The following is a 14,622-nucleotide window of genomic DNA, read 5'->3' on the forward strand; positions in this document are numbered from 1 at the left end:
GGCCCGGCCATGATCGAACTCCACCGCCACGGACACATCCAGGAAATCCGGCTGGCCCGCCCGCCGGTCAATGCACTGACGCCGGAGCTGCTGTCGGCGCTGCGCACCGCCGTGCAGGCGGCCCCGGCCGACGGCGCCCGCGGCATCATCCTCACCGGCGGCAGCCGGGTGTTTTCCGGCGGCATGGACGTGCCGCACCTGATGGGCCTGGACCGCGCCGCGCTGGTGGCCGGCTGGGCCTCGCTGTTCGCCGCCGCGCGCGCCATCGCCGATTGCCCCGTGCCCGTGGTGGCCGCGATCGGTGGCCACAGTCCCGCCGGCGGCTGCGTGCTGGCGCTGTGCTGCGACTACCGCATCATGGCCCGCGGACCCTTCCGCATCGGCCTGAACGAAGTGCAGGTGGGCCTGGTCGCCCCCGACGCGATCCAGCACCTGATGCGCCGCGTGGTCGGTCCCTACCGCGCCGAACGCCTGCTGGTGTCCGGCGCGCTGGTCGAGTCCGAGACCGCCCAGGCCATCGGCCTGGTCGATGAACTCACCGAGGCCGAGCACGTGGTCGTGCGCGCCCAGCACTGGCTGGAAGAGCTGCTGGCGCTGCCGGCGGCGTCGATGCTGGCCACCCGCCGCATCGCCCGCGCCGACCTGGTCGCGGCGCTGCGCGGTTTCGACGATGCGCAGCTCGACGGCTTCATCGACGACTGGTACGCCCCGGGCACCCAGGCCGCGCTGCAGGCGCTGGTGGCGCGGCTGAAGAAGTGAGTGTCGCGATGGTCCCGCGCGCGCTGCTGCTGCTCGCCTGCCTCTGGCTGGTGGCCTGCGCGAAGCCGGTGCCGGTGGACTACGCGAACTACGTCGGCCACTGGCGCGGCGACGGCACCCTGCTGGTGATCCGCGCCAACGGCCACGCCGACTACGAGCGGGTGACGGGCCAGTCGCGGCTGTCGATCGAAGGTGCCTGCCATTCCTTCACCGAGGACGGCTTCAAGATCGGCGTGGGCCTGCTCAGCGCCCACTTCGAGGTCAGCCACCCGCCGCGCCAGGTCGATGGCCGCTGGCGCATGACCGTGGACGGGGTGGAGCTCACGCGGGTCGACATCCTGCCGGTGGTGCCCACCGGCGAACCGGGCGAAGTGCTTCGGCTCTGAATCAGGCGCCGGTGGCGACCGGCCGGCCGCGATCGCTGGTCCAGCCGCTCCACGAGGGCGCATAGAGCCTGGCGCCCGGCAGGCCGGCCTGCGCCATCGCCAGCGCATGGTGGCAGGCGGTGACGCCCGAGCCGCAGGACAGCACCAGCGTCTCCGGCGACCGACCGGCCAGCAGTTCGCCGAACTCGGCGGCCAGCACCTCGGCCGGCTTGAAGCGGCCCTGGGCCAGGTTCGCGGTGTACGGCCGGTTCACGGCGCCCGGGATGTGCCCGGCGACGGGATCCAGGGGCTCGACCTCGCCGCGGAAGCGCTCGCCGGCGCGGGCGTCGACCAGCCAGCCCGGAGACCCGGACAGCCGGGCCAGCACCTCGTCGGTACCGACCACCTGGCGCAGGTCGAACGCGCCCTCATAGCGTGCGGGCGCGGGCGACGGCAGCTTCGACTCGAGCGGCAAGCCCTGCGCCGTCCACGCCGCCAGGCCGCCGTCGAGCACGGCGACGCGCGCGTGCCCCAGCAGCCGCATCAGCCACCAGAACCGCGCCGCCGCCATCGCGCCGTCGCCGGCGTCGTAGGCCACCACTTCGGTATCGGGCGAGATGCCCCAGCGCGCGAGCCGCGCGCAGAAATCCCCGGCGGCCGGCAGCGGATGCCGGCCCAGGGCCGCCGGCTGGCGATGGTCGCTCAGGTCGCGATCCAGGTCCGCATGCACCGCGCCGGGCAGGTGCGCTTCGCGCCAGGCGCGTTCGCCCGCGCCGGCATCGGCCAGCGAAAACCGGCAGTCGACCAGCACCACGCCCCGCGCCAGCGCGGGCGCCAGGGCCTCTACCGACACCAGCGGGCCGCCACTCACCGGGCCAGGTCCAGGCGTTGGCGGAAATTGACCAGCATCGCCGCGGTCGCGCCCCAGATGCGGTGGCCGTCGTAGCGGTACTCGAGCAGCCGGCGGCGGCGGCCGTGCCAGTCCACTTCGAGCTCGTGCACGTTGGCGGGATCGAGCAGGAAGTCGAGCGGCACCTCGAAGGCCTCGGCGACTTCGGACGGATCCAGCCGCGGCCGGTAGTCCGCCACCACGGTCGCGACCACGGGGTAAACGTGGAAGCCGGTGATGGTGACGAAGGGATCCAGGTAGCCCAGCGGCGAGGACTGCGCGGCGGCCAGGCCGACTTCCTCGTCGGCCTCGCGCAGCGCCGCGGCCACCGGGTCGGCGTCGTCGGCCTCGATGCGGCCGCCCGGGAAACTGACCTGGCCGGCGTGCAGGCGCAGCGCTTCGGTGCGCCGGGTCAGCAGCACCCGCGGCCCGCCCTCGCGTTCGACCAGGGCCACCAGCACGGCGGCCAGGCGCAGCGGTACGTCCGCCGGCAGCAGGTCGGCGAGTTCGGCGTGGTTCCAGGCAGGCCCGGTCGGGGGCTGGTCGAGCGGATGCAGCGCGCGGGGAAGGCGTTCGAACGGATCGGACCGCGGGCTCACACCCGCTGCGCCTCGCGACGCGGCAGGACGACGTCCATCAGCTGCAGGCGCTCGTCGTCGTTCATTTGCGACCAGCGCGCGATCTCGGCGGTGGTGCGGTGGCAGCCTTCGCACAGGCCCTCGGCATCCAGGGAACAGATCCCGACGCAGGGGCTGAGGACGGCGCGGTAAGGGGTTTGCATGCAGGCAAGGCAGGGCCGCCGCGCCGGGGCGCGGCGGCCTGCGGGATTACTTGGCGCTGACCAGCTTGATGTCGAGCACCAGGGCCTGGCCCGGGCCCACCGGGCGCGGGTTGTCGCCGAAAGCCTTGCTCGGCGGCACGAAGACTTCCCAGCGCGAACCGACCGGCATCATCAGCATCACGTCGCGGGCGCCTTCGATCGGGAAATCGCCGAGCTTGAAGGTCGACGGCTCCGGATTTTCCTGCGCGTAGGTGCTGAAGAACTCCTTGCCGGTCGACACGGAGCCGCGGTAGTGCACCTGCACCGTGCTCTCGAGGGTCGGCTTGGCGCCGGTGCCGGTCTCGATGATGCGGTACTGCACGCCGGTCGGCAGGGTGATGACGCCGGACTTGGTGCGGTTGGCGGCCAGGAAGGCCTCGGACTTGGCGCGGTTCTCGCGCGCGGCGGTCTCGATCTCGGCGCGGACCTTGGCGGTCATGCGCTGCTGCAGGCCGGCGATCTGCGCTTCCATCTGCTGCGCCGGGTAGGCCGGGGCCTTCTTGGCGTAGCCGTCCTGGAGCGCGCGGATGACGGCGTTGATGTCGACGTCGGCGCCGAGCTGGGACAGGCCCGAACCCTGGTCGTAGCCGATCGCGTAGCTAAGGACGGCCTTGTCCAGGGGCGCCGGCGCGGGGGCCTGCTGCTGGGGAGCCGGGGCGGTCTGGGCAACGGCAACGCCGGCACCGAGACCAAGGGCCGCCAGGGAGGCAGCCAACAGACGCAACTTCATCAGGAAATCTCCAGTGGTGAAAAGGGGGCGCTGTGGCGTCCCAAAGGCCGCGCTAGGATATCCCCCGCACGGCTGAACCGCTACTGACACGGGCCAGGCGCCCCTGTCCGACCCACGCGGACGCCAAGAGTTCCCTGAATCCCCGCCCGAACGGAGTCCCTATGACCTTCCGCAATCTCCTCGTCGAGGACGCCGGCGCCGTCCGCCGGATCACGCTCAACCGCCCCGACAAGCTCAACGCCCTCAACCACGACACCCTGTCCGAACTGCACCAGGCGTTCGCCGCCGCCGCCGCCGACGACGGCGTCCGCGTGGTCGTGCTCACCGGCGCCGGGCCGAAGGCCTTCGTGGCCGGCGCCGACATCGCCGAGATGAACGGCCTCGGGCCGGCCCAGGCCCGTGACTTCTCCCGCCACGGCCAGCAGCTGATGAGCCGGATCGAGCAGCTGGGCAAGCCGGTGATCGCGATGGTCAACGGCTTCGCGCTGGGCGGTGGCCTGGAGCTGGCGATGGCCTGCCACCTGCGCCTGGCCGCCGACACCGCCAAGGTCGGCCAGCCCGAGATCAACCTGGGCCTGGTGCCGGGCTTCGGCGGCACCCAGCGCCTGCTTCGCCTGGCCGGGCGCCCGGCGGCGCTGGAGCTTTGCCTGCTGGGCCAGCCGATCGACGCCGCCCGCGCCGCGGCGCTCGGCATCGTGACCCGGGTGGTGCCGGCGGCCGAGCTGGAGGCCGAGACGATGAAGCTGGCCCACCAGCTGGCGCAGGCCGCCCCGCAGGCGCTGCGCGGGATCCTCGACGCCGTGCTGGTGGGCGGCGAAGCCGCGCTCGACGCCGGCCTGGCCTTCGAGACCCAGGTATTCGCGGTCACCTTCGGCACCGAGGACATGAAGGAAGGCACCGCGGCCTTTCTGGCCCGCCGCAGCCCGACCTTCACCGGCCGCTGAGGACGAGTCCCGGGCGTGCTCCTGCATTCCTTCCCCGGTGGCCTGCGACTGGCCGGCCACAAGGCCGTCTCGACCGCGGGCGGCCTGCAGCCGGTGACAATGCCGGCGCGGCTGCGGCTGGCCCTGCAGCAGCACGCCGGGCCACCCGCCCTGCCCTGCGTGGCGCCCGGCGACCGGGTGGCGCGCGGCCAGCGGATCGCCAGCGCCGACGGCGAGCTGAGCGCCGACCTGCATGCCCCCTGCGCCGGCCGCGTCGAGGCGATCGAACCGGGCGATCCGGCCGCCCCACCCGGCCGCCAGGGCGCGCACATCGTGCTGGTGCCGCAAGGTGGGGCCGAGGCCCCGCGCTGGCCTGCGCTGGATCCCGACACCGCGTCGCCCGAGGCGCTGCGCGAGCGCATCCGCGCCGCCGGCGTGGTCGGTTTGGGCGGCGCCGGCTTCCCGACTGCCGAGAAGCTGTCGGTAGGGCGCGAACTGCTGGTGCTCAACGGCGCCGAGTGCGAGCCCTGGATCGCCTGCGACGATGCCCTGCTGCGAGAGCACGCGGACGAAGTGGTGCTCGGCGGCCGGGTGATGGCCCGCGTGGTCGGCGCCGCCCGGGTGCTGCTGGCGATAGAGGACAGCATGCCCGAGGCCCTGGCCGCGGCCCGCGCCGCCTGCCAGGCGCAGGGCGACGGCCGGATCGACGTGGTCGCGGTGCCGACGATTTATCCGCAGGGCGGCGAACGCCAGTTGATCCGGACGCTCACCGGGCGTGAAGTGCCGCGCGCCGGACTGCCCCGCGACATCGGCGTGATCGTGCAGAACGTGGCGACCGCGCGCGCCGCCTGGCGCGCGGTGGCGCACGGCGAGCCCCTGCTCGAGCGCATCGTCACCGTCACCGGGCCGGGCGTCGCCCGGCCCGGCAACTTCATCGTGCCGCTGGGCACGCCGGTCGCGCACCTGGTGGCACAGGCGGGCGGCTACACCGACGCCGCGCGCCGGCTGCTGCTGGGCGGGCCGATGATGGGCCTGGCGCTGCCGCACGACCAGTTCACCCTCGGCAAGCCCGACAACTGCGTGCTGGTGCTGGGTGACGCCGACCTGCGGCCCGTGGGCGACGAGATGCCCTGCATCCGCTGCGGCGACTGCGCCAGCGCCTGCCCGGCCCGGCTGCTGCCGCAGCAGCTGCTGTGGCAAGTGCGCGCCGATCGCCTGGACGAGGCCCGCGACCAAGGCCTGTTCGACTGCATCGAATGCGGCTGCTGCGACCTGGCCTGCCCCAGCCACATCCCGCTGACCGCGCACTTCCGCCACGGCAAGTCGGCGCTGCGGCTGCGCGCCGCCGAGGCCGGGCGCGCGGAGGCCGCCCGCGAACGCTACGAATCGCGGCTGCAGCGCCTGCAGCGCGAGGCCGACGAGCGCGAGCAGCGGCTGGCCGAACGCCGCGCCGGTGCTGCCCAGCCCGAAGCGGTCGCCGCCGCGCTGGCGCGGGCGCGCGCGCGCAGGACCGGCGACGGCGACGCAGGCCCCGCCACCGAAGACGACGGCGGGACCACGCCATGAGGACCTTCGACACGGCCGCCGCACCGCACCTGCCTGCCGCGCGCAGCGTGCGCGCGGTGATGGGCCTGGTGCTGCTGGCGCTGGTGCCGGGCACGGCTGCGCAGGCCTGGTTCTTCGGGCCCGGCGTGCTGGTGCAGGTGCTGCTGGCGGTTCTGTTCGCGCTGGGCTTCGAGGCCGCGATGCTCAAGCTGCGCGGGCGACCGCTCAAGCCCTTCCTCGGCGACCTGAGCGCACCGTTGACCGCGGTGCTGTTCGCCCTGTCGATGCCGCCGCTGGCGCCGTGGTGGCTCGCGGCGATCGGCGCGTTCGCGGCGATCGTGTTCGCCAAGCACCTGTACGGCGGACTGGGACACAACCTGTTCAACCCGGCGATGGTGGGCGTGGCCGTGGTGCTGCTGTGCTTCCCGCGCGCCTTCACCCAGTGGCTGCCGCCGGCCGGGCTGGACCCGGCGCTGGCGGTGCCCGGACTCATGGATTCGCTGCGCGCTATCCTGACCGGCGAGCTGCCGCCGCCCTGGGGCTGGGACATGCTGGCGCAGGCGACGCCGCTCGATACCGTGCGGACCCTGTCGCACCAGGGCGCCACCCTGGCCGAGATCCGCGGCCAGCCGCTGTTCGGCGACTTCGGCGGGCGCGGCTGGGAATGGGTGGCGAACTTCTACGCGCTCGGCGGGCTGTTCCTGCTGTGGAAGCGCGTGATCCCGTGGCAGGTGCCGGTGGCGACGCTGGGCGCGACGGTGCTCTTGACGCTGCCGTTCTGGCTGTACGACCCGGACCTGCATCCCTTCCCGCTGCAGCACGTGTTCTCGGGCGCGCTGGTGCTGGCGGCGTTCTTCATCGCCACCGACCCGGTCAGCGGCTGCACCACGCCGCGCGGGCGGCTGCTGTTCGGCGCCGGCGTGGCGGTGCTGACGCTGGTGATCCGGCGCTGGGGCGCGTTCCCCGACGGCGTCGCGTTCGCGGTGCTGCTGATGAACTGCGCGGCGCCGTGGCTGGACCGCTACTCCCGGCCGCGCATCTTCGGTGAAGGCCCGCGGCCGTGAGCGAAGCCCCGCGCGAAGCCTTCCGCGCCGGCCTGCAGCTGGGCCTGGCGGCGCTGCTGGCCACCGCCCTGCTGGCCGGCACCACCTGGCTGACCCGCGACCGCATCGTCGCCGCCGAACACCGCGCGCAGATGCAGGCGCTCGAAGTCGTGCTGCCCGCCGACCGCTACGACAACGACCTGCTGGCCGACGCGATCCAGGTGCAGGCGCCGGCCTGGCTGGGCAGTGAGTCCACGACCGTCTACCGCGCCAGCCGCGGCGGCGAACCGAGCGCGCTGGTGTTCGAGGCGGTGGCGCCCGACGGTTACGGCGGCCCGATCCGGCTGCTGGTGGCGGTGGACCCCGCGGGCACCGTGCTGGGCGTGCGCGTGGTCGCGCACCGCGAGACGCCGGGACTGGGCGACGACATCGAGGCCGGGCGCAGCGACTGGATCACCCGCTTCCGCGGCCGCGCCCTGGGCGACCCGCCGGCCGCCGGCTGGGCGGTGCGCAAGGACGGCGGCGACTTCGACCAGTTCGCCGGCGCCACGGTGACGCCGCGGGCGGTGGTGCGGGCGGTGCAGCGCGCGCTCGGCTTCGTCGCCCGGCACGGCGACGCGATCCGCGCGGCGCCGGCCGGCGATACACTGCGCATCCCCACCGCCCCCGACCCGGCGCCCGCCCGATGACGACGCCCCGCGCCATCCTCGAATACGGCCTGTCCAGCGGCAACACCGGCCTGGTGCAGCTGCTGGGCCTGTGCCCGCTGCTGGCGGTGTCGAACAACGCGGTGAACGCGCTGGGCCTGGGGCTGGCGACGGTCCTTGCCCTGACCTGCACCAATGCCGCCGTCGCCAGCGTGCGCCGGCTGACGCGGCGCGACGTGCGCATCCCCGCCTTCGTGATGATCATCGCCGCGGTGGTGACCTCGATCGAACTGGCGATGCGGGCCTGGCTGCCCGAACTGCACGCGGTGCTGGGCCTCTTCATCCCGCTGATCGTCACCAACTGTGCGCTGATGGGCCGGGCCGAGGCCTTCGCCTCGCGGCATTCGCCCGGGCGGGCGGCGCTGGACGGCTTCGCGATCGGCCTGGGCTTCCTGTGGGTGCTGCTGGCGATCGGCGCGGTGCGCGAGCTGGTCGGCGAAGGCAGCCTGTTCGCGGGCGCCGGCCCGCTGCTCGGGGTGCCCGCGTTGGAATTCTCGGCACCGGGCTTTCCGGGCTTCCTGCTGGCGGTGTTGCCGATCGGCGCGTTCGTGGTGCTGGCCGGTCTGATTGCGATCCGCCAGGCCTGGCGGCTGCGCCAGGCGGAGGCCGCGCGATGATGAAGGCCGACCAGCGCCGCGAGCTGTTCGCGCGCCTGAAGGAACTCAACCCCCGGCCCACCACCGAACTCGAGTACACGACGCCGTTCGAACTGCTGGTGGCGGTGACGCTGTCGGCCCAGGCCACCGACGTGGGCGTGAACAAGGCGACCCGCAAGCTGTTCCCGGTGGCCAACACGCCCGCCGCGATCCTGGCGCTGGGCGAGGATGGCCTGAAGAAGTACATCGCCACCATCGGCCTGTTCAACGCCAAGGCCGCCAACGTCATCGCTGCCTGCCGGATCCTGGTCGAGCAGCACGGCGGCGAAGTGCCGCGCGACCGCGAATCGCTCGAAGCCCTGCCGGGGGTCGGCCGCAAGACCGCCAACGTGGTGCTCAACACCGCCTTCGGCGAGCCCACCATCGCGGTGGACACGCATATCTTCCGGGTCTCGAACCGCACCGGCCTGGCGCCGGGCAAGACCGTGCGCGCGGTCGAGGACAAACTGCTCAAGGCGGTGCCGGCCGAATACCGACTGGACGCCCACCACTGGCTGATCCTGCACGGCCGCTACGTCTGCAAGGCCCGCAAGCCGGACTGCCCGCAGTGCGTCATACGCGACCTCTGCCGCTTTCGCGACAAGACTCCTGCGTCTGGGTAGCTGGTCGGGTGGTTGGGGGAAGAGCGTTTTTGGACGCGGATAAAAGCGGATAGAGCGAATAGAACGAATACAAAGAATATAAATTGAAGCATCAGGCGACGGCGGCTATCCGGGGACGCGACCCTCCCATCTAATGGCTTTTGCTCTATCCGCGTTCATCCGCGTTAATCCGCGTCAAAAAAGAAGCCCCCGGCCAAGGCCAGGGGCTTCCCAAAACCCACCGCTAAACAACGCGGATCAGAAGTTGAACTGGGTCCGGACCGCGTACTGCGCCGTCTCGTCGCCGGTGACTTCGTTCTCGCCCTGGGTGTAGTTGAACATCACCCGCAGGTTGGAGTTGATGTAGTAGTTCACGCCCAGGATCATCGACTCGGCCTCGCGGTTGAGCAGGTCCTGGTTCTCGATGTGGTCGTAGCGGGCGGTCAGCTCCCACAGGCCATCGGCGCCCACCTTCGGGGAACCGAACACGCCGGTGCCCGGCTTGTAGACCTTCTGGCCGCCGTTGAGCATCCAGCTGCCCTGCACGTAGTAGGTCTCGACGTCCTGGTCGGCGCCGACCGGCTGGCCGAACGAGGCGTTGGCGTACTCGGACTGGAAGAACAGCGGGCCGAACTGGCCGGCCAGCTCCAGGCCATAGGCGTCGACCTGCTCACCGCTGGCGCCGGTGGTGCTGGCGATGGACTGCGACGGACCGCGACGGCCCGCGTAGTTGGCCGAGGCCGACAGGTTGGCCGAGCCGGCGTTGGCGTTCTCGTGGCTGATCCAGCCGCCCAGGTGCAGGGTCTGGGTGCCGCTCATGATCGGCGCCCAGGTGGCGCGGCCGGAGGCGCCCATGCCCTCGTTGCGCGGGCTGGCGGCGCCGCGCAGGTTGAACACGGTGCCGCCGATCGAGTAGTTGCTGCCCGCGACCTGGTAGCCCACGCCCTGCTGGAACTGGCGGCCGCTGAACAGGCCGGTGGCCGAGGCGAACGGACGCTCCATCATCAGGATCTCGTTCGAGCTGGTCAGCTCTTCCATCGAGCGGTAGGGCTTGAAGTGACCGATGGTCAGCTTGCCGGCGCCGAACTGCTTGGCGATGTAGAGGTCACGCAGGCCGTCGAGGTTGCTGCCGGCGGCGAAGTCCTGCTCCATCTTGTATTCCCAGCCCCAGGCGCTGCCGCCGAGGGTGAGGCGGGCGCGGCGGAACTCGGTGGTGCCGGTGGCGCTGGCCACGTCCTCGTCGAAGGCGTAGCCGTCGAAGTGCAGGCGGCCGCCGACGCTCATCGAGAAGTTGCCGTCGGCGGAGGTGACCTTCAGGCCGCCCTTGGTCTCGACCTTGGGCTGGGTGGCGACCTGGGCCTTGAGCGCCTCGGCGGTGTCGATGTTGATGCCGCTCTGGGCGTCGTCGCGGGCCTCGAGGTCGTCGATGCGGGTCATGAGGGCGGCGACCTGGGCGCGCAGTTCGGCGATTTCCTGGTTGCTGGCCGCGGTGTCCTGGGCGAAGGCGGTATCGGTGCTGAGGCCAGTGATCGCGAGGGCGACGGCGGCAGCCAAGGTGGTCAGACGCATGACGGTAACTCCTGGTAGGTAAGGTGCAGTCCGGCGCAGCGTCGTGATCGACGACCCCTGCCCGGACCGTTACGGGGCGGTTAAGCGTGCACAGGCTGCTCCCGGGATGTGACGCTGACTTGTGCGTTTCATGACAGTCCCATGACGGCGCCGTCCGGGCCCCGGCGACACTGTCATACGGCTGTCATGTTCGAGCAACAGGCTTGTCACCCAAGCGACCTGTAATGGCCGCCATCGGGGGACCCCCTCCGACGCCGTCCATACCATCCCGAGGAGTCGTTACCGTGCTCAAGAACTTCAAGCGCAGCCTGGCCACCCTGGCCCTCGCCGCCAGCCTTACCACCGCCGCCCAGGCCGCCGAGATCACGGGCGCCGGCGCGTCCTTCGTGTTCCCGGTGATGTCCAAGTGGTCGGCCGACTACAACGCCGCCACCGGCCACCGCATCAACTACCAGTCGATCGGCTCGGGCGGCGGCATCGCCCAGATGAAGGCCAACACCGTGGACTTCGGCTCGACCGACGCCCCGCTCAAGCCGGCCGACCTGGCCGCCTCGAACCTGATCCAGTTCCCGTCCGTGATGGGCGGCATCGTGCCGGTGGTCAACGTGGCCGGCGTGCAGCCGGGCCAGATGAAGTTCACGGGCCCGCTGCTGGCCGACATCTACCTGGGCAAGATCACCAAGTGGAACGACCCGGCCATCGTCGCCCTGAACCCGGGCCTGTCGCTGCCGGACCTGGCCATCCGCGTCGTGCACCGCTCGGACGGCTCGGGCACCACCTTCAACTTCGTCAACTACCTCGCCAAGGTCAGCCCGGAGTGGCAGACCAAGGTCGGTGAAGGCACCTCGGTGCGCTGGCCGGTCGGCGTGGGCGGCAAGGGCAACGAAGGCGTGACCGCCTACGTCAAGCAGCTCAAGGGCGCCATCGGCTACATCGAGCTGTCGTACGCGCTGACCAACAAGGTCGCCTACGGCCAGCTGCAGAACGCCGCCGGCAACTTCGTGCAGCCGTCCGACGCCACCATCCAGGCCGCCGCGGCCAGCGCCGAGTGGACCAAGTCCCAGGACTTCTTCCTGATCGTGACCAATGCCCCGGGCGAGCAGGCCTGGCCGATCACCGCCACCAACTTCATGCTGATGTCCAAGAAACCCAAGAACCCGGCGAACGCCAAGGCGGCGCGCGAGTTCTTCACCTGGGTCTACGACAACGGCGCCCAGCAGGCCACCGACCTCGGCTACGTGCCGCTGCCGGCCCCGCTGGTCGAGCAGATCAAGGCCTACTGGGCCAGCTCGCTGAAGTAAGCCCCGCCTGACCCGGACGCGCGCGCCCTCACCGGCGCGCGCGTCGCTGTAAGTGACACCGCCACGCCGTGCCCCTCCCACGAGACCGCCGCGAATGACCACCGCCACCGCCAAGCCAGCTCCGCCCGCGCGCTTCATCGACGGCGCCGGCGACTGGATCTTCCGGAACATCGTCGCCATCGCCGGCTGGTTCGTGCTGATCACGCTGTTCCTGGCGGCCATGTCCATGTACTGGGGCGGCCGCGAGGCCTTCTCGGAGTTCGGCTGGGGCTTCCTGGTCTCGACCGAATGGAATCCGGTCACCGAGCAGTACGGTGCGCTCGTCGCCATCTACGGTACCGTCGTCACCACCGCCATCGCGATGATCATCGCCGTGCCGGTGAGCTTCGGCATCGCCCTCTTCCTCACCGAGGTGGCGCCGGCCTGGATCCGGCAGCCGCTCGGCGCCGCCATCGAACTGCTGGCCGGCATCCCCTCGATCATCTACGGCATGTGGGGCCTGTTCGTGCTCGCGCCGATCCTGGGCAACCATGTCTACCCCTGGTTGGACGAGAACATCGGCCCGCTGCCGGTGTTCGGCTTCCTGTTCGCCGGCCCGCCGCTGGGCATCGGCATGCTCACCGCCGGCATCGTGCTGGCGATCATGGTCATCCCCTTCATCTCCTCGGTGATGCGCGAGGTCTTCCTCACCGTCCCGACCCGCCTGAAGGAGTCGGCCTACGCGCTGGGCTCCACCACCACCGAGGTGGTCTGGGACATCGTGCTGCCCTACACCCGCTCGGCGGTGATCGGCGGCATCTTCCTGGGCATGGGCCGCGCCCTGGGCGAGACCATGGCCGTCACCTTCGTGCTCGGCAATGCCCACCGCATCTCGGCGTCGCTGCTGGAGCCGGGCAACTCGATCGCCGCCTCGATCGCCAACGAGTTCGCCGAAGCCACCACCTCGATGTACCAGTCGGCGCTGCTCGCCCTGGGCTTCCTGCTGTTCGCGGTCACCTTCATCGTCCTGGCCATCGCCAAGCTCATGCTGATGCAGCTCAAGAAGCGGGAGGGCAACTGATGTCCGCCGTCGCCGACCGCCTGTTCCTCAAGCGCCGCATCATCAACGGCGCCTCCCTGGTGCTGTCCGGGCTGGCCACGCTGTTCGGCCTGTTCTGGCTGGTGTGGATCCTGTGGACCACGTTCACCAAGGGCGTGGACGCGATGAGCCTGCAGCTGTTCACCGAGATGACCCCGCCGCCCGGGCAGGACACCGGCGGCCTGCTCAACGCCATCGCCGGCAGCCTGCTGATCAGCGGCCTGGCCGTGCTGCTGGGCGCGCCGATCGGCGTCGCCGCGGGCACCTACCTGGCGGAGTACGTCAACCACCGCAAGCTCGGCGAGGTCATCCGCTTCGTCAACGACATCCTGCTGTCGGCGCCCTCGATCGTGCTCGGCCTGTTCGTCTACACCCTGGTGGTGCGGACCACGGGCGGCTTCTCGGGCTTCGCCGGCGCCATCGCGCTGGCCTTCATCGTGCTGCCGGTGGTGGTGCGCACCACCGACGAGATGCTGCGGCTGGTGCCGACCCAGATGCGCGAGGCCGCGCTGTCGCTGGGCATCCCGCAGTGGAAGGTCACCACCCAGATCCTCTATCGCGCCGCCGCCCCCGGCATCATCACCGGCATCCTGCTGGCGCTGGCGCGCATCAGCGGCGAGACCGCGCCGCTGCTGTTCACCGCCTTCAACAACCAGTACTGGAGCATGGACCTGGCCGGCGCGGTGCCCAACCTGCCCGTCACCATCTTCCAGTTCGCGCTCAGCCCGTTCGAGCACTGGAACCAGCTGGCCTGGGCCGGCGCCTTCCTGATCACGGTGTTCGTGCTGCTGGTCAGCCTCACCGCCCGCTATTTCCTGCTGCGCAAGAAGATGAGCCATGACTGACGTTTCCATCGCCTTCAACACGGCCGTGAAGGTCGCCGACGAGCTGGCGCCGCGCGCGGCCAAGCTCGAGGCGCGCAACCTCGCCTTCCACTACGGCGACTTCGCGGCGCTCAAGGACATCAACCTGGTGGTGCCCGAGAAGCGCGTGACCTCGCTGATCGGCCCGTCCGGCTGCGGCAAGTCCACGCTGTTGCGCATCTTCAACCGGATCTATTCGATCTACCCGGGCCAGAAGGCCAGCGGCGAGGTGATCCTGGACGGCGAGAACATCCTCGACCCGAAGTACCCGCTCAACAAGCTGCGCAGCAAGATCGGCATGGTGTTCCAGAAGCCGGTGCCGTTCCCGATGTCGATCTACGACAACATCGCCTACGGCATCGGCCACTACGAGAAGCTCTCGCGGGCCGAGATGGACGTGCGGGTGGAAGAGGCCTTGAACCAGGCCGCGCTCTGGGGCGAGGTCAAGGACAAGCTCAAGCAGAATGCCCTGGGCCTGTCCGGCGGCCAGCAGCAGCGCCTGTGCATCGCCCGCGCGGTGGCGCTCAAGCCCGAGGTGATCCTGTTCGACGAGCCGACCTCGGCGCTCGACCCGATCGCCACCGGCAAGATCGAGCAGCTGATCTCGGAGCTCAAGCAGCAGTTCACGATCCTGATCGTGACCCACAACATGCAGCAGGCGGCGCGCTGCTCCGACTACACCGCCTTCATGTACCTGGGCGAGCTGGTCGAGCACGGCGTCACTTCCACCATCTTCACCAAGCCGACCAAGCAGCAGACCGAAGACTACATCACCGGCCGTTTCGGCTAAGGA

15 protein-coding genes and 1 pseudogene are annotated in these 14,622 nt (G+C 71.0%); 12 read left to right on the forward strand and 4 right to left on the reverse strand.

Annotated elements, in window-relative coordinates; genetic code table 11:
• Positions 1-9: 9 nt before the first annotated feature.
• Together VFQ84_RS08280 and VFQ84_RS08285 are read left to right on the forward strand one after the other, a co-directional pair.
• Complete coding sequence (locus tag VFQ84_RS08280) at positions 10-759, forward strand: enoyl-CoA hydratase/isomerase family protein (RefSeq protein WP_325131118.1); 750 nt, start codon at positions 10-12, stop codon at positions 757-759.
• An 8-nt stretch (positions 760-767) separates the two neighbouring features.
• Positions 768-1,145 (forward strand): hypothetical protein, encoded by a 378-nt coding sequence (locus VFQ84_RS08285; RefSeq protein WP_325131120.1) that lies wholly within the window; start codon positions 768-770, stop codon positions 1,143-1,145.
• Position 1,146: 1 nt separating this feature from the next.
• On the opposite strand, the gene VFQ84_RS08290 is transcribed toward VFQ84_RS08285, so the two are convergent.
• The 3 genes and pseudogenes from VFQ84_RS08290 to VFQ84_RS08305 form a co-directional block, all read right to left on the reverse strand.
• Entirely contained in the window at positions 1,147-1,995 is an 849-nt protein-coding gene (locus tag VFQ84_RS08290) for a sulfurtransferase (RefSeq protein ID WP_414637018.1), read from the reverse strand.
• Positions 1,992-2,794, reverse strand: a pseudogene (locus tag VFQ84_RS08295) (CoA pyrophosphatase). Before VFQ84_RS08295 ends, VFQ84_RS08290 begins: the two are co-directional and overlap by 4 nt.
• A 46-nt stretch (positions 2,795-2,840) precedes the next feature.
• On the reverse strand, positions 2,841-3,563 hold the full coding sequence (locus VFQ84_RS08305; protein ID WP_325131126.1) for an FKBP-type peptidyl-prolyl cis-trans isomerase N-terminal domain-containing protein: 723 nt from the start codon (positions 3,561-3,563) through the stop codon (positions 2,841-2,843).
• A gap of 161 nt (positions 3,564-3,724) precedes the next feature.
• Here VFQ84_RS08305 and VFQ84_RS08310 point away from each other — a divergent pair, with 161 nt between their 5' ends.
• The 6 genes from VFQ84_RS08310 to nth are packed head-to-tail and all read left to right on the forward strand — an operon-like array spanning position 3,725 to position 9,039.
• Complete coding sequence (locus tag VFQ84_RS08310) at positions 3,725-4,507, forward strand: enoyl-CoA hydratase/isomerase family protein (protein ID WP_325131128.1); 783 nt, start codon at positions 3,725-3,727, stop codon at positions 4,505-4,507.
• Between the two features lie 15 nt (positions 4,508-4,522).
• Positions 4,523-6,052 (forward strand): electron transport complex subunit RsxC, encoded by a 1,530-nt coding sequence (gene rsxC, locus VFQ84_RS08315; protein WP_325131130.1) that lies wholly within the window; start codon positions 4,523-4,525, stop codon positions 6,050-6,052.
• Entirely contained in the window at positions 6,049-7,095 is a 1,047-nt protein-coding gene (locus VFQ84_RS08320; RefSeq protein ID WP_325131132.1) for an RnfABCDGE type electron transport complex subunit D, read from the forward strand. The genes rsxC and VFQ84_RS08320 overlap by 4 nt, the downstream gene beginning before the upstream one ends.
• Entirely contained in the window at positions 7,092-7,763 is a 672-nt protein-coding gene (gene rsxG / locus VFQ84_RS08325) for an electron transport complex subunit RsxG (RefSeq protein ID WP_325131134.1), read from the forward strand. The genes VFQ84_RS08320 and rsxG overlap by 4 nt, the downstream gene beginning before the upstream one ends.
• Complete coding sequence (locus VFQ84_RS08330; protein WP_325131136.1) at positions 7,760-8,398, forward strand: electron transport complex subunit E; 639 nt, start codon at positions 7,760-7,762, stop codon at positions 8,396-8,398. The genes rsxG and VFQ84_RS08330 overlap by 4 nt, the downstream gene beginning before the upstream one ends.
• Complete coding sequence (gene nth, locus VFQ84_RS08335) at positions 8,398-9,039, forward strand: endonuclease III (RefSeq protein WP_325131138.1); 642 nt, start codon at positions 8,398-8,400, stop codon at positions 9,037-9,039. Before VFQ84_RS08330 ends, nth begins: the two co-directional genes overlap by 1 nt.
• A gap of 237 nt (positions 9,040-9,276) precedes the next feature.
• On the opposite strand, the gene VFQ84_RS08340 is transcribed toward nth, so the two are convergent.
• Positions 9,277-10,587, reverse strand: a complete 1,311-nt coding sequence (locus VFQ84_RS08340) for an OprO/OprP family phosphate-selective porin (protein WP_325131140.1) — start codon at positions 10,585-10,587, stop codon at positions 9,277-9,279.
• A gap of 284 nt (positions 10,588-10,871) precedes the next feature.
• Between VFQ84_RS08340 and pstS the strand changes: the two genes are divergently transcribed.
• The 4 genes from pstS (at position 10,872) to pstB (ending at position 14,619) form a co-directional block, all read left to right on the forward strand.
• Positions 10,872-11,888 carry a phosphate ABC transporter substrate-binding protein PstS gene (gene pstS, locus VFQ84_RS08345; RefSeq protein WP_325131142.1) on the forward strand — a complete coding sequence of 339 codons (1,017 nt, stop codon included), beginning with the start codon at positions 10,872-10,874 and terminating at the stop codon, positions 11,886-11,888.
• 94 nt (positions 11,889-11,982) lie between these two features.
• Positions 11,983-12,948: a phosphate ABC transporter permease subunit PstC gene (pstC, locus tag VFQ84_RS08350; RefSeq protein WP_325131145.1), complete on the forward strand. Its 966-nt coding sequence runs from the start codon at positions 11,983-11,985 to the stop codon at positions 12,946-12,948.
• Positions 12,948-13,811, forward strand: a complete 864-nt coding sequence (gene pstA, locus VFQ84_RS08355) for a phosphate ABC transporter permease PstA (RefSeq protein ID WP_325131146.1) — start codon at positions 12,948-12,950, stop codon at positions 13,809-13,811. Before pstC ends, pstA begins: the two co-directional genes overlap by 1 nt.
• On the forward strand, positions 13,804-14,619 hold the full coding sequence (pstB, locus tag VFQ84_RS08360) for a phosphate ABC transporter ATP-binding protein PstB (protein WP_325131148.1): 816 nt from the start codon (positions 13,804-13,806) through the stop codon (positions 14,617-14,619). Before pstA ends, pstB begins: the two co-directional genes overlap by 8 nt.
• The last annotated feature ends 3 nt before the right edge of the window (positions 14,620-14,622 follow it).

This window comes from Arenimonas sp., from assembly GCF_035721105.1.
GTDB lineage: Bacteria > Pseudomonadota > Gammaproteobacteria > Xanthomonadales > Xanthomonadaceae > Arenimonas.

Bases quoted from the DNA above. Each gene is read 5' to 3' on its own strand.
- VFQ84_RS08280 (WP_325131118.1), top strand. From the start codon at position 10: ATGATCGAACTCCACCGCCACGGACACATCCAGGAAATCCGGCTGGCC.
- VFQ84_RS08285 (WP_325131120.1), top strand. From the start codon at position 768: ATGGTCCCGCGCGCGCTGCTGCTGCTCGCCTGCCTCTGGCTGGTGGCC.
- VFQ84_RS08305 (WP_325131126.1), bottom strand. From the start codon at position 3,563: ATGAAGTTGCGTCTGTTGGCTGCCTCCCTGGCGGCCCTTGGTCTCGGT.
- VFQ84_RS08310 (WP_325131128.1), top strand. From the start codon at position 3,725: ATGACCTTCCGCAATCTCCTCGTCGAGGACGCCGGCGCCGTCCGCCGG.
- VFQ84_RS08320 (WP_325131132.1), top strand. From the start codon at position 6,049: ATGAGGACCTTCGACACGGCCGCCGCACCGCACCTGCCTGCCGCGCGC.
- VFQ84_RS08330 (WP_325131136.1), top strand. From the start codon at position 7,760: ATGACGACGCCCCGCGCCATCCTCGAATACGGCCTGTCCAGCGGCAAC.
- nth (WP_325131138.1), top strand. From the start codon at position 8,398: ATGAAGGCCGACCAGCGCCGCGAGCTGTTCGCGCGCCTGAAGGAACTC.
- VFQ84_RS08340 (WP_325131140.1), bottom strand. From the start codon at position 10,587: ATGCGTCTGACCACCTTGGCTGCCGCCGTCGCCCTCGCGATCACTGGC.
- pstC (WP_325131145.1), top strand. From the start codon at position 11,983: ATGACCACCGCCACCGCCAAGCCAGCTCCGCCCGCGCGCTTCATCGAC.
- pstA (WP_325131146.1), top strand. From the start codon at position 12,948: ATGTCCGCCGTCGCCGACCGCCTGTTCCTCAAGCGCCGCATCATCAAC.
- pstB (WP_325131148.1), top strand. From the start codon at position 13,804: ATGACTGACGTTTCCATCGCCTTCAACACGGCCGTGAAGGTCGCCGAC.